We start from the raw sequence: 13,224 nt of genomic DNA on the forward strand, positions 1-13,224 counted from the left end.
GGAGACCAGCGTCGGGCGGCTACTCCACCGCGCGGATCAGCTTGCGCTCGAGCACGCGGAGCACGGTCTTGAGGTCGTGGCCGCGCTTGAGCACCTGCCCGTCCATGCCGATCACCGCGTACATGCCCTGGCGGGCGCGCAGCTTCGGGCGTTTCTCGATGCGGTAGAGAGGGTGCTCCGCCGTGCGACGGAAGACGGAGAACACGGCAACCTCGCGCAGCGCGGAGATACCGTAATCGCGCCACTCGCCTGCGGCGACCATGCGGCCGTAGACCGAGAGGATGAGACCGAGTTCGCGTCGGTCGAAGGAGACCTGCTCGGGCGCGCGGGCCGAGGGGCCGGGAGGCGGCGTGAACATGTTCATCGCCCGAGTGTGGGTCGCACTTCACCTCAAATCAAGCTGTGCGTGCGCCGGGGCCGCCCTGCCCTGCTTTCGCCGCGGTTTTTCCCCCCCGGCACCGCGGGCCGGCCCCGCGCACGCCGCGACGCGACGACAGGGTGGCCGGTGTAGACGAGCTTCGGCTCAGCCCGGTGCCACGGAGTAACAGCCCCCACCCAGTCCGTGGCACCGGGTCTACATCTGCCGAGTTGACCGGCCGGCGCGCCGACGCTACTCCCCCGCCCTCATCGGACAGACAGGGGCGTGGCATGGCACGCAGGCGCAAGGGGCGCGACATCTCGGGCTGGGTGATCCTCGACAAGCCGGCCGGCCCGACATCGACCGCAATGGTGAACAAGGTGCGCTGGGCCTTCGACGCGAAGAAGGCGGGCCATGCCGGCACGCTCGACCCGGCGGCGACCGGCGTTCTGGCGGTGGCGCTCGGCGAGGCGACCAAGGTCGTGCCCCTGGTCACCGACGCGCTGAAGGCCTACCGGTTTACGGTGCGCCTCGGGCAATCGACGACCACCGACGACGCCGAGGGCGACGTGCTGGAGACCTCGGGCGCGCGGCCCTCCGACGACGCGATCCGGGCCGCGCTCGCTCCCTTCACCGGCTGGATCGAGCAGGTGCCGCCGAAATATTCCGCCGTCAAGGTGGCCGGCGAACGCGCCTACGACCTCGCGCGCGACGACGCCGCGTTCGACCTCGCGCCGCGGCCCCTCTTCGTGGACTCGCTCGAGCTCGTGGAGCGGCCCGACCCGGATCACGCGGTGCTCGAGATGGTCTGCGGCAAGGGCGGCTACGTGCGCGCCATCGCGCGCGATCTCGGCGCGGCGCTCGGCTGCCTCGGCCACGTCGTCACGCTGCGGCGGCCCTGGTCGGGCCCGTTCGATGCCGAGGACGCGCTGAGCCTGGAGGAGCTGGAGCGGCTGGCGCGCACGCCGGAGCTCGACGCCCATCTGCGACCCATCGAGGAGGGCCTGGCCGAGGTGCCCGAGGCGCGGATGAGCCCGGCAGGAGCCGCGCGGCTGCGCAACGGCAATCCCGGCGAGGTGACTTATACCGATGCCGCCTACGGCGACACGGCCTGGGCGTCGGAGCGCGGGCGCGCGATCGGCCTCGGCACCTACCGCGGGGGCCTGCTGCACCCCACGCGCGTGTTCAACCTCGGGCCGGCATGATCACCCGGCAGGCGCTGAAGGGCGACGCGCCCTCGACGGCCACCTATTCCGACTGCGAGCGCTACCGCTACACTCTGACCCGCGAATGGGCGTCAGAGCGGGGGCGGCTCTTGTGCGTGATGCTCAACCCCTCGACCGCGACGGAGGCGCAGAACGACCCCACGGTCGAGCGCTGCGAGCGGCGGGCGCGGGCGCTCGGCTACGGCGCGTTCCGTGTCTGCAACATCTTCGCCTGGCGCGCGACCGACCCCAGGGTGCTGCGCACCCTCCGCGACCCGGTCGGCCCAGAGAATGACGCCGCCATCCTCGACGGTGCGACCTGGGCCGACGCGGTGCTCTGCGCCTGGGGCAGCCACGGCGCCCACCTGGGGCGGGGGCCAGAGGTGGAGCGGCTGCTGCGCGCGACGGGGGCACCGCTCTGCCATCTCGGGCTGACGAAACAGGGCCATCCCCGCCACCCCCTCTACGTGGCTTACGCGAGGCAGCCGATCGACTGGCGCTGAGCCGTCGCGACGACGCGACAGGCCCGGGGCAGGCAGCATGCAGGCAGGACAGGGTGAACGCCCGCCCCTGGCCGGCCCGCAGCCTGCCGGGCTGCGCCCGCGGGCCAGCTGGCGCTGCCGTCGCGCCCTACTCGGCGGCGATGTCCTCTGGCCAGCCCGAGACGGCCTTGACCTCGCAGAACTCGTCGAGCCCCCAGACCCCGCCCTCGCGGCCGTTGCCCGAGGCCTTCATGCCGCCGAAGGGCGAGCCCTGCGCACGGCTCTTGCCGTTCATCTCGACCATCCCCGAGCGCAGGCGCTTCGCCAGCCGCACCCGACGGGCGGCATCCGAAGACTGCACGTAGTTGGTCAGCCCGTACTCGGTGTCGTTGGCGATCTTCACCGCCTCCTCCTCGGTCTCGAAAGGGATGATCGACAGGACAGGACCGAAGATCTCTTCCCGCGCGATGGTCATGTCGTTCGACACGTCGGCAAAGACGGTGGGCCGCACGAAATAGCCGCGGTTCAGCCCCTCGGGCCGGCCGAGGCCGCCCGCGACCAGCCGCGCGCCCTCGTCGAGGCCCTGCTGGATGAGGCCCTGCACCTTGTCCCATTGTTGCTGGCTGACGACCGGGCCGATGTGGCGGCCCGGCTCGTGGCCGCTCGCCACCTTCGTTTCCTCGGCCGTCTGGCGTGCGATCTCGACCGCGTCGTCGTAGATCGACCGCTCGACCAGCATCCGCGTCGGCGCATTGCAGGACTGGCCGGTATTGTTGAACACCGCCCGCGTGCCGCGCTTGACCGCGCGCTCGTCGGCATCGGCGAACACGAGGTTGGCGCCCTTGCCCCCGAGCTCGAGGCTCACCCGCTTCAGCGTGTCGGCCGCGGCCTTGGTGATGGCGATGCCTGCCCGCGTCGAGCCGGTGAACGAGACCATGTCGACCTCGGGGTGCACCGAGAGCTGCGTGCCCACGCCCGCGCCGTCGCCGTTGACCATGTTGAACACGCCCCTGGGCCAGCCCGCCGCATCGACGCATTCGGCGAAGACGATGGAGGAGAGCGGCGCGATCTCGGAGGGCTTGAGCACCATCGTGCAACCGACGGCCGCCGCGTAGGCGACCTTCAGCGTCACCTGGTTCATCGGCCAGTTCCACGGGGTGATCATGCCCACCACCCCGATGGGATCCATCAGGATGCGGTCGGTCGGCGCATGCGACCCGAGCGGGCGCACCGGATCGAACTGTTTCGCCGCGGCGATGGCCGCCTGGATATGGCCGGTGCCCGCGGGCTGCTGCGAGCTGCGGGCGAGGTCGATGGGGGCGCCCATCTCGAGGCTGATCGCCTCGGCCATCGCGTCGGCGCGTGCCTCGTAGGTCTCGAGCAGCGCCTCGAGATAGCCGATCCGCTCCGCCATGGGGCGCGCGGCCCAGTCGTCGAAGGCGGCGCGGGCGGCCGCGACCGCGCGGTCGGTGTCGGCCTGTCCGCCCAGCGAGATGATCGCCACCTCTTCCTCGGTGGAGGGGTCGGTCACGGGAAGATCGCGCGATTCGGCGGGGTCCACCCATGCGCCGTCGATGTAGAATTGCCGTCTCTCGAGCATCGGAGCCTCCTGAAGATGCCGGACGCGCGTTCCGCCCGGGCGCTGTCCCGCAAACGTGCATTCGCGCAGAGGGTGACACCTGCGAACGCTTGCCGCAATGGGGGCGGGGCCCCTTGCCTCCGGCGCCGGGCATGGACAGGTCCGGAACGAAATCAACGGCAAAGGAGGCTCGCATGGGGCTGCGCATCAACGACACGGTGCCCGATTTCACCGCCGACTCGAATGTCGGCACCATCAACTTCCACGACTGGATCGGCGACAGCTGGGCGATCCTGTTTTCCCACCCGAAGGACTTCACCCCCGTCTGCACGACCGAGTTCGGCGCGGTGGCCCAGCTCGCCGCCGAGTGGGAGAAGCGGAACACCAAGGTGATCGGCGTGTCGGTCGACGACGTCGAGGAGCATTGCAAGTGGATCGCCGACATCGAGACGGTCGGCGGCGCCGACGTGACCTTCCCGATCATCGCGGACGACGAGCTGGAGGTGTCGAAGCTCTACGACATGCTGCCCGCCGATGCCTACCTGCCAGACGGGCGCACGGCGGCCGACAGCGCGTCCGTCCGCTCGGTCTTCATCATCTCGCCCGACAAGAAGCTGCAGCTTTCCATGACCTACCCGATGTCGGTCGGCCGCAACTTCGGCGAGATCCTGCGCGCGCTCGACGCACTGCAGGCCACCTGGCAGACGCCCGTCGCCACGCCCGCCAACTGGACGGTCGGGCAGGACGTGATCATCGCGCTCTCGGTCAGCGACGACGACGCGAAGGCCCGGTTCGGCGAGTACGAGGTGGTGCTGCCCTACCTGCGCAAGACCAGGCTGCACGCCGCCTGACGGGAGCGCACGCCCGTCTTGCGCGACGTCATCGCGCCACGGGGGAGGCACAAAGCCTCCCCTTTTTCGTTTCATACTGTGACCTCGTTGCACTTGCGCAGGGCGTGGTCACGGGCGAATAGGTGTCCCGTGCGTCAAGAAACCCTGTCGAGCAGCATCGAACAGAGACTTGGAGACGCGCATATGACGACCCGACGCCAATTCATCGGCACCGCCGCCGCAACGGCCGGCCTGCTGACCGCGCCCGCGCTTCTGCGGGCCGCAGAGGGGCCGCAAACGACGACGCAATACCAGGTGCCCGAGCGCTTCATGCCGAAGACGGTGCGGGTCAAGCAGTCGTTCACGGCCGGCGAGATCCACATCGTGACCGGGCGGCACTATCTCTACTACATGCTCGGCGAGGGCCAGGCGATCCGCTACGGCGTGGCCGTGGGTGCCGAGGGCATGAACTTCCGCGGCTCGGCCGTTGTGGGCCGCAAGGCCGAATGGCCCTCGTGGCGGCCGACCCAGGCCATGATCGAGCGAGAGCCCGAGAAATACGGGCCGCTTGCCGACGGCATGGAGGGCGGCCCGAACAACCCGCTGGGCGCGCGTGCGCTCTATCTCTACCGGGGTGGCCGCGACACGGCCTACCGCATCCACGGCACGCCGCAGCCCTGGACGATCGGGCGCTCGGTGTCGTCGGGCTGCATCCGCATGGTCAACGATCATGTCATCGACCTGTACCAGCGCGTGCCGGTCGGGGCGCGCGTGACCGTCTATTCCTGACGACCGGCGACCCGTAAAGATTACTTGAAAGAATCAGAACCAGTCTCCCTCCCCCGGCGTTCAAGGGCGTCACGGCCTTGCTCGACAGGGGGAGGGAGCATGTCTGAGTTCCACGTTCGTCTCGATGCCGTTCACGCCGAGGTGCTCGAAGCGGGGCACGAGGCCACGGAGACGCTCGACCGAAAGCTGAGTGCGCTCGCGGGGGCGGCCCTGCCCGAAGGGGTCAGGCGCCTGCCCACGGCGCGGATGTGCCCGGGCCCGCACCTCGCCCCTCAGGAAGATGTTGGCGCCACGGGTGCGGGAGGGGCGGGCGGCGGCCACGCCCAGCCCGCACGATGGAGCCTTGTGGCCCGCTGAATGCCCCGCCCCGATCGCGCGCCCGAATGAAAAAAGCCCCGGCCTCGGCCGGGGCTTTCGCGGTCTCGGGGGACCGAAGGCGCCTTACTCGGCCGCCTCCTCGCTCGCCAGCTCGGTGCCCGTCTCCTGGTCGACCACTTTCATCGACAGGCGCACCTTGCCGCGGTCGTCGAAGCCCAGCAGCTTGACCCAGACTTCCTGTCCCTCCTGCAGCACGTCGGAAGGGTGCTTGAGCCGGCGGTTCTCGATCTGGCTCACATGCACCAGTCCGTCGCGCTTGCCGAAGAAGTTCACGAAGGCGCCGAAATCGACCAGCTTGACCACCTTGCCCTTGTAGACCTTGCCCTGTTCCGGCTCGGCCACGATCGAGTGGATCATCTCGTAGGCCTTCTGGATGGCCTCGGCGTTGGGCGAGGCGATCTTGACCACGCCGTCGTCGTTGATGTCGACCTTGGCGCCGGAGGTCTCGACGATCTCGCGGATCACCTTGCCGCCCGAACCGATCACCTCGCGGATCTTGTCGACCGGCACCTGCATCGTCTCGATGCGCGGGGCGTGCGCCGAGAACTCGCCCGCCTCGGTCAGCGCCTTCGACATCTCGCCGAGGATGTGCATGCGCGCCGCGCGGGCCTGCGCCAGCGCCTGCTCCATGATCTGCGGCGTGATGCCGGCCACCTTGATGTCCATCTGCAGCGAGGTGATGCCGTCCTTGGTGCCGGCCACCTTGAAGTCCATGTCGCCCAGATGGTCCTCGTCGCCGAGGATGTCGGTCAGCACGGCATACGCGCCGTCGTCTTCCAGGACGAGGCCCATGGCCACGCCCGCGACCGGCGCCTTGAGCGGCACGCCCGCATCCATCATCGACAGCGACGAGCCGCAGACCGTGGCCATCGACGACGAGCCGTTCGACTCGGTGATCTCCGACACGACGCGGATCGTGTAGGGGAACTCGGTCGGCGGCGGCAGAACGGCCTGCAGCGCGCGCCATGCCAGCTTGCCGTGGCCGATCTCGCGCCGGCCCGGCGGGCCGAAGCGGCCGACTTCGCCGACCGAGTAGGGCGGGAAGTTGTAGTGCAGCATGAAGTTGGCGCGGTAGTTGCCGTGCAGCGCGTCGATGATCTGCTCGTCCTCGCCGGTGCCCAGCGTGGTCACGCAGAGCGCCTGCGTCTCGCCCCGGGTGAACAGGGCCGAGCCGTGGGTGCGGGGCAGCAGCCCCACCTCGGATTCGATCTGGCGAACCGTGTCGAGCGCGCGCCCGTCGATCCGCTTGCCGTTCTTCACCACGTCGCCGCGCAGAACGGTCGATTCGAGCTTCTTGAGCGCCGAGCCGAGGTTGGGATCGGCCTGCTGCTCCTCGCTCAGGCCGGCGACGATCTTGTCCTTCACCGCGGCGACGGCGCCGGTGCGCTCCTGCTTGTCGAGGATCGCGTAGGCCGCGCGCATCTCGGTCTCGCCGGCGGCCTTCACCGCCTCGTAGAGCGCTGAGTAGTCCGGCGGCGAAAAGTCGAACGGCTCCTTCGCCGCGTCCTCGGCCAGGTCGATGATCAGGTCGATCACCGGCTGGATCTGCTCGTGCGCGAAGGTCACGGCGCCCAGCATCTCGGCCTCGGTCAGCTCGTAGGCCTCGGACTCGACCATCATCACGGCGTCCTTCGTGCCCGCGACCACGAGGTCGAGCCGCTGGTCGGGGTTCAGCCGCAGCTGATCCATGTCGGACACTTCGGGGTTGAGCACGTAGTCGCCGTCCTCGAAGCCGACGCGACATGCCGCGATCGGGCCCATGAAGGGCACGCCCGAGATGGTCAGCGCGGCGGAGGCCGCGATCATCGCCACGATGTCGGGGTCGTTGACCAGGTCGTGGCTCAGCACGGTGCAGATCACCAGCACCTCGTGCTTGAAGCCGGGCACGAAGAGCGGCCGGATCGGCCGGTCGATCAGGCGCGAGGTGAGCGTCTCCTTCTCGGTCGGGCGCCCCTCGCGCTTGAAGAAGCCGCCGGGCACCTTGCCCGCGGCATAGTATTTCTCGTTGTAGTGGACGGTCAGCGGAAAGAACGGCTGATCCGGCTTCGCCTCCTTGGCGAAGGTCACGTTGGCCATCACAGAGGTCTCGCCGAGCGTGGCGATCACCGAACCGTCGGCCTGACGGGCGACCTTGCCCGTTTCCAGCGTGAGGGTTTCCTCCCCCCACGTCATCGATTTCGTCGTCTTGTGGAACATGCGTCTATCCTGTCGTGGAGCACTCCCGGGCGGATCCCGGGTCTCCCGCGTCTTATGGCGGCCCCATTGCCGCCGACCCCAATCCTTCGCACGCGCCCGGGGTCAGAGGCGTCACGTCTCAGATGTGGCGCGCTTACAGGTTTTCGAGGCTTTTGGAAACGGGGGAGTTGGTGGCGCAATGGCGCGCCCGGCCTGACAGGGCCGGGCCGGGCCGGGCGAGCCGCCACAGGCGACTGGTGCTGGCCCGATCCCGGGGGGCGGGCGGCGGGCCGGAGGGGCGCCGCCGCGCCAGCAGTCAGCGGCGGATGCCGAGGCGCTTGATGAGGTCCTGGTAGCGGCCCTCGTCCTTGCCGCGCAGATAGTCGAGCAGCTTGCGGCGCTGGGCCACCAGCTTCAGAAGGCCGCGGCGCGAGTGGTTGTCCTTCTTGTGGGTCTTGAAGTGCTCGGTCAGCGCGGTGATCCGCTTCGTCAGGATCGCGACCTGCACCTCGGGCGAGCCGGTGTCGCCCTCCTTCGTGGCGTAGTCCTTGAGAACCTGCGCCTTCTCTTCGGCAGTGATCGACATCGGGGTCTCCTTTCGACGTGTGACGGCGCAAGCCGGGATGTCGTCCAGCAGGGCCCATGGAGGGGGCCGGGCGCGCTCCGCCCGGAAGTGCGCGCCTATGGGCCAGATCGTGCCGGTTGTAAAGGGGGCGTCCCGACCACCACGCCCGCAGGGCGATGCGGCACGCTGTGCCCCGCGGCCCGCGGCCGTGGCGCGCGACGATGACAGGAATGCGCGCTGCTGCTAGGCTTGCCCGAGGGTCATGACGGGGGTCTGGATGCAGCACATGTCTCGCAGTCTCGCTTTCGGGATCGCTGCCGCCGTCTCGGTACCCTTTTGCGCCCCTGCGTCGCCCCTCGCCCCGGACCCGATAGGGTCGAGCGCGCTGACGCTGCGCATCGAGCCGATCGCGCAGGCACAGCCGCCCGATACCGGGCGGCCCGACTTCGCGGCGCCCGTCATCGTCGGCGGGCGCCTGCACGTCGTCGACCAGGCGCAAGGGCGCATCCTGCGCGACGACGGCGGGGGCGGATTTGTCGAGATCCTGTCGCCAGACAAGATGCCCGAGGGCGTGACACCCGTGCGCCAGCGCGTGCTCAACATCGCGGGGGGAGCGGGGTCGGACGTGTTCGTGACCTTCACCTCGTCGACACTGCCCACCGGCTTCGCCGCCGCACAGCCCCTGCCGGAAGATTCGGCCTATGGCTCGGAGCCCAATTACCAGGTCGTCTATCGCTACAGCCAGGCGGCCGACGGCAGCCTCGCGTCGCCCGTGCCGCTCGCCGCGTTCGAAAGCAGGTCGTCGGGCCATAGCGGCGGGGGCATGCTGGCCCTGCCCGACGGCGACCTGCTTCTGGCCACGGGCGACAACCTCGGCTTCGACCGTGACGGGCTCGCCGCGCCGCAGGATCCGGCGTCCCACCTTGGCAAGCTTCTCATGATCGACAGCGAGACGGGCGAGACCACCGTCGCGGCGCAGGGCGTGCGCAACGTGCAAAGGCTGGCCTATGCCGATGCGGATCGGTCGCGAATCGTCTTCGCCGATATCGGGTCGACGACCGCGGAGGAGATCAACGAGATCTCCGTTGGCGACCTGACCGACACGGGCGAGATCGAGAATTTCGGCTGGGGGCGCAACGACGACGGCAACGCGCGCGAGGGCACCTTCTACATCAACGAGGGCGTCGGATCTTCCGAAGGCGGCGAGCCGCGGGCGATCGGCGCCGCGCCCGTGCCCGAGACGGGCTTTCGCCAGCCCTATGCGCAATACGGGCACGAGGGACGGCGCTTCGTCGCGATCAGCGGGCCGGTGACCTCCGACAGCGCGTTCGATATGATCGTGGCCCTGTTCGGCGACCTGCCGACGGGCGACCTCTATGCCACGATGGCACCGCTCGGGGGAACGGATGTCCCGGTCTTTCGCATCGCGCTCGTCGATGCATCGGGGGCGCCGGTTTCGCTGTTCGCGCTGGCAGGGGAGCGCCGCCCCGATCCCCGCTTCTTCGCGCTGCCGGACGGCACGGCGGGCGTGATGCTGGAGCACACGGGCACGCTCTACAGCCTGACCGAGGTCGCCCCGATCCCGCTGCCGGGCGCGGCCGGCCTGCTCGTGTCGGCCGGGCTCGGCCTGGGCGCATTGCGTCTGGCGGCGCGGCGGCGCCTGGCCCGGTCCCGGTCCGCGCGCGCCACGGACGGCGCGCCGATGCGGGGCCGAAGCGCCCTGCCGTGAGCCGCCCCGGGCGAGGCGTGGCCGGCTCAGGCCGGGAATTGCGAGGCCGGCAGGAGCGAGATGTCGTCGAGGCTCGGCCCGGCGGCGGCCGAGAGACGCGCGAGCGCCACGCCGTCGGCCAGCACCTCCACCGTTTCGGGATCGTCGGCAGCGCGGGACAGCGCGATCTCGGGTGGCGCGTCGTTGGCCCAGTCGTCCCACACGACGACGAGCCTGTCTTCGGCGGGATCGAAATCGGCGAGCGTGGCCGCATCGCCCGCACCGAGAGGCGCGAGGCCCGGGCCCAGCACGAAGGTGTCGGCGCCGACCCCGCCCGTCGCGTGATCCTGCGCGCCGAGCACCAGAGTGTCGTCGCCCGCGCCGCCGTCGAGCACGTCGCGCCCGTCGACCGCCGCCTCGCCATCTGCGGGGACCGCGCTCAGGTGGTCGTCGCCCGCCCCGCCCAGCAGCGTATTGTCGCCCGAGCCGTCGGCGAGGCGGTCGTCGCCGGCGCCCCCCTCCAGCCGGTCGTCGCCCCAGTCGCCGAAGAGCCGGTCGTCGCCCGCGCCGCCCTCGAGCGTGTCGTCGCCGCCACCGCCGCCGAGATCGTCGGCGCCGTCGGTGCCCGTGATGAGCTCGTCCGCGGCGCCACCGTCGAATCGCAGGCCGGGGGGGCTCGGCTCCGCGTCCTCCGTGGAGGGGCCGTCCGGCGGCGGGTCGCCCGGCGGCGGGTCGCCCGGCGGCGGGTCATCGGTCAGGAACTCGTCGGCAAGCGGATCCCCAGGCAGAAGATCATCCTCGCCCGCCCCGTCACGTAGACCGTCGCCTCCGCCGTCTGCAGCCCCGTCGCCCTCGGGGGGCAGCAGGTCGGCCCCGATCTCGTGACCTTCGCCCTCGCCCTCGCGCCGCGCCGTTTCGTCATCGTCGCGCGAGGCGTCGCCCCGCGTGTCATCGTCGTCCTCGTCGCCGAAGGCCATCGGCAGGGCGAACCCCGCCAGCATGACACCCAGCAGACCCAGAGCGCCAATCATGCGCCTCTCCTCGTCACACGCCGCCCGGCCGGCACCGGGGCAGCCCCCACGCGCCTCTATGCCGCCGCCCTCCACCGCGAGGCGTTAAACCCGGGCCGCGGAATGCGCCGGATTTGTCAGAAAAGCCGGCCGGACCCGCCCTCACCCCGCCCCGGAGAGGAACGGCAGGAAGGCGTCGAGGAAAGCCTGCGGATCCTCCTCCATCACGAAATGCCCCGTCGGGCAGGTCGAGACCGTCAGCCGCCCGGCCCACGGCCGCCATACCCCCGCCGGATCGCCCGTGCGGGCCGGGAAGCCCGTCTCGGCGTGGAGGAAGTGGACAGGCGCCGCGATCCGTTCGCCGCGGGCGCGGCTTTCCTCGTCGAGCCGGCGGTCGGTCGTGGCCCCGGCGCGATAGTCGGCGCACATGGCGGCGCGGCGGGCGGGCTCTGCCATTTGCGCCCGATAGCTCTCGAGGGCCGCCGGCGCGAAGGGAGAGAGGTCGCCCGCCGCCGCCCAGGCTGCCAGCGTCCAGTCGATATAGGCCGCCGGGTCGGCACCGATCATCCGTTCGGGCAGCGGCGCCGGCTGCGCGAGGAACGTCCAGTGATAGGCGGCGAGGGCGAGATCGGCATCCCACGCGCGCCAGAAGTCGCCCGTCGGCACCACCTCGCAGATACCCAGACGGTCGACGCGCCCGGGATGATCGAGCGCCAGACGGTAGGCCACCCGCGCCCCGCGGTCGTGACCGATGACGTGGGCGCGGGGCAGGGCGAGCGCATCCATCAACGCGACGATATCGGCGGCCATCGTGCGCTTGGAGTAGACGGTGTGGGCGGCGTCGTCTTCCGGAGCGTCCGAGGCGCCGTAGCCGCGCAGGTCTGGCACGATCACGTCGAAGCGCTCGGCCAGCGCGGGGGCGACGCGCGCCCACGTCATGTGGTTCTGGGGGTAGCCGTGCAGGAGGACGAGCGGCGCACCGGCCCCGGCGCGATGCACCGACAGCGTCACCTCGCCCGCCGCGACCCGCTCCTGTCCGAACCCCTCGATCATGACCCGCCTCCCTTGCCCCGCGCCACTCTGCCCGGCAGGCAGGTCGCTGCCAAGTCGGCGCATCGCATCACGCGGCCGCCTGCATCCCCCCGGGCCGCGCGAGAGCACGGAAGGGCGCCACGCCCCCGCGCAACCGGCTCGCCGCGAGCCGTGACATGCCTGCATTGGCTCGACGTCCTGCGCCAGCCGACCCCGCCGCCCGACCACGGTCCGCCCGGACACGGCAGCGCGTCGCCCGAGCCGGCGCAGGAGAGCGCATCAGGCCGTGACCCCATCGCGCGCGGGGGGGAGCGGCGACCCTCAGAAGGGCGGCCGGCTTTCGAAGGCGACGGGCGTGCCCCCCTCCGGGTGGCGAAAGGCGAGGCGGCTGGCATGGAGCATCAGCCTCGGTGCGTCGGCCCCCTCCGCCAGACCGTAGAGCGGGTCGCCCAGGATGGGGTGGCCCAGCGCGGCCATGTGGACGCGGAGCTGGTGAGAGCGGCCCGTCTCGGGCGCGAGGGCAACGCGGGTGGCCCCGTCGTCATGCGAGAGCGCGCGCCATCGCGTGCGCGCCGGCCGGCCGCGCGCGTGGCAGACCATCTGGCGCGGCCGGTTCGGCCAGTCGGCGACGAGGGGCAGGTCCACCTCTCCCGCGCCGTCGAGATGACCGGCGACCACCGCCTCGTAGGCCTTCGACACATAGCGCCGTTCGAACTGGCGCCCGAGATGCCGCTGCGCCTGCTTCGACCGGGCGAACACCATGACACCCGACGTGTCGCGATCCAGCCGGTGGACGAGGCGTGTCTCGCGGTCCATCCGGCCGAGGCGTGCGATCAGGCAATCCTCGGCTCCCTCGGCCTTGCCGGGGACCGAGAGCAGACCCGCGGGCTTGACCACGACCAGCAGCGACGCGTCGCGGTGCAGGATCTGCACCGGGCCTTCGGGCCGGTGATAGGCGCCGCTCACGGGATGGGTGTCACGGGCAGAGGGGCAGATCGCCCTCGATGCCGCGGTCGGCGCCCGGGTGGCCGACGCCGTGCTGCTCGAGGGTCAGCCCGGCGGGCGCATCGCGGCCGGCGAGGGAGACCGACCACGTGTTCTCTCCCGCCATCC

At 70.9% G+C, this 13,224-nt stretch carries 14 protein-coding genes; 6 read left to right on the forward strand and 8 right to left on the reverse strand.

Features of this window, described 5'->3' with window-relative positions:
• Positions 1 to 19: 19 nt before the first annotated feature.
• Entirely contained in the window at positions 20 to 364 is a 345-nt protein-coding gene (locus DLJ49_RS14140; RefSeq protein WP_115394203.1) for a DUF2794 domain-containing protein, read from the reverse strand.
• Between the two features lie 284 nt (positions 365 to 648).
• On the opposite strand from DLJ49_RS14140, the gene truB reads away from it, so the two are divergent.
• Together truB and DLJ49_RS14150 are read left to right on the forward strand one after the other, a co-directional pair.
• Positions 649 to 1,563, forward strand: a complete 915-nt coding sequence (gene truB, locus DLJ49_RS14145) for a tRNA pseudouridine(55) synthase TruB (protein ID WP_115394204.1) — start codon at positions 649 to 651, stop codon at positions 1,561 to 1,563.
• On the forward strand, positions 1,560 to 2,066 hold the full coding sequence (locus DLJ49_RS14150) for a DUF1643 domain-containing protein (protein ID WP_115394205.1): 507 nt from the start codon (positions 1,560 to 1,562) through the stop codon (positions 2,064 to 2,066). The genes truB and DLJ49_RS14150 overlap by 4 nt, the downstream gene beginning before the upstream one ends.
• A gap of 127 nt (positions 2,067 to 2,193) precedes the next feature.
• Here DLJ49_RS14150 and DLJ49_RS14155 read toward each other — a convergent pair whose 3' ends face one another.
• Positions 2,194 to 3,645: an aldehyde dehydrogenase family protein gene (locus DLJ49_RS14155; RefSeq protein WP_115394206.1), complete on the reverse strand. Its 1,452-nt coding sequence runs from the start codon at positions 3,643 to 3,645 to the stop codon at positions 2,194 to 2,196.
• 173 nt (positions 3,646 to 3,818) lie between these two features.
• Between DLJ49_RS14155 and DLJ49_RS14160 the strand changes: the two genes are divergently transcribed.
• The 3 genes from DLJ49_RS14160 to DLJ49_RS14170 all read left to right on the forward strand — a co-directional run bounded on the left by DLJ49_RS14160 (position 3,819) and on the right by DLJ49_RS14170 (position 5,600).
• Positions 3,819 to 4,475, forward strand: coding sequence for a peroxiredoxin (locus tag DLJ49_RS14160; RefSeq protein ID WP_115394207.1), 657 nt, complete (start codon positions 3,819 to 3,821; stop codon positions 4,473 to 4,475).
• Positions 4,476 to 4,658: 183 nt separating this feature from the next.
• Complete coding sequence (locus DLJ49_RS14165) at positions 4,659 to 5,243, forward strand: L,D-transpeptidase (protein ID WP_115394208.1); 585 nt, start codon at positions 4,659 to 4,661, stop codon at positions 5,241 to 5,243.
• Between the two features lie 99 nt (positions 5,244 to 5,342).
• The gene (locus tag DLJ49_RS14170; RefSeq protein ID WP_115394209.1) at positions 5,343 to 5,600 is read left to right on the forward strand and encodes a hypothetical protein; all 258 of its coding nucleotides are present in this window, start codon (positions 5,343 to 5,345) and stop codon (positions 5,598 to 5,600) included.
• 84 nt (positions 5,601 to 5,684) lie between these two features.
• Here the strand turns inward: DLJ49_RS14170 and pnp are convergent, their stop codons facing one another.
• The gene (gene pnp, locus DLJ49_RS14175; RefSeq protein WP_115394210.1) at positions 5,685 to 7,817 is read right to left on the reverse strand and encodes a polyribonucleotide nucleotidyltransferase; all 2,133 of its coding nucleotides are present in this window, start codon (positions 7,815 to 7,817) and stop codon (positions 5,685 to 5,687) included.
• Between the two features lie 295 nt (positions 7,818 to 8,112).
• A complete protein-coding gene (gene rpsO, locus DLJ49_RS14180) occupies positions 8,113 to 8,382 on the reverse strand; it encodes a 30S ribosomal protein S15 (protein WP_115394211.1) in 270 nt (89 codons plus the stop codon).
• A gap of 265 nt (positions 8,383 to 8,647) precedes the next feature.
• On the opposite strand from rpsO, the gene DLJ49_RS14185 reads away from it, so the two are divergent.
• The gene (locus DLJ49_RS14185; RefSeq protein WP_158547473.1) at positions 8,648 to 10,090 is read left to right on the forward strand and encodes a PQQ-dependent sugar dehydrogenase; all 1,443 of its coding nucleotides are present in this window, start codon (positions 8,648 to 8,650) and stop codon (positions 10,088 to 10,090) included.
• A gap of 26 nt (positions 10,091 to 10,116) precedes the next feature.
• On the opposite strand, the gene DLJ49_RS14190 is transcribed toward DLJ49_RS14185, so the two are convergent.
• The 4 genes from DLJ49_RS14190 to DLJ49_RS22735 form a co-directional block, all read right to left on the reverse strand.
• A complete protein-coding gene (locus DLJ49_RS14190) occupies positions 10,117 to 11,100 on the reverse strand; it encodes a calcium-binding protein (RefSeq protein ID WP_115394213.1) in 984 nt (327 codons plus the stop codon).
• Positions 11,101 to 11,241: 141 nt separating this feature from the next.
• The gene (locus DLJ49_RS14195) at positions 11,242 to 12,132 is read right to left on the reverse strand and encodes an alpha/beta fold hydrolase (RefSeq protein ID WP_115394214.1); all 891 of its coding nucleotides are present in this window, start codon (positions 12,130 to 12,132) and stop codon (positions 11,242 to 11,244) included.
• A 300-nt stretch (positions 12,133 to 12,432) separates the two neighbouring features.
• Positions 12,433 to 13,077: an RluA family pseudouridine synthase gene (locus DLJ49_RS14200; RefSeq protein ID WP_115394215.1), complete on the reverse strand. Its 645-nt coding sequence runs from the start codon at positions 13,075 to 13,077 to the stop codon at positions 12,433 to 12,435.
• 10 nt (positions 13,078 to 13,087) lie between these two features.
• Positions 13,088 to 13,222 (reverse strand): hypothetical protein, encoded by a 135-nt coding sequence (locus tag DLJ49_RS22735; RefSeq protein WP_255566660.1) that lies wholly within the window; start codon positions 13,220 to 13,222, stop codon positions 13,088 to 13,090.
• Positions 13,223 to 13,224 lie beyond the last annotated feature (2 nt).

The organism is Rhodovulum sp. 12E13 (assembly GCF_003340565.1).
In the GTDB taxonomy this organism is placed as follows: Bacteria; Pseudomonadota; Alphaproteobacteria; order Rhodobacterales; family Rhodobacteraceae; genus HLUCCA09.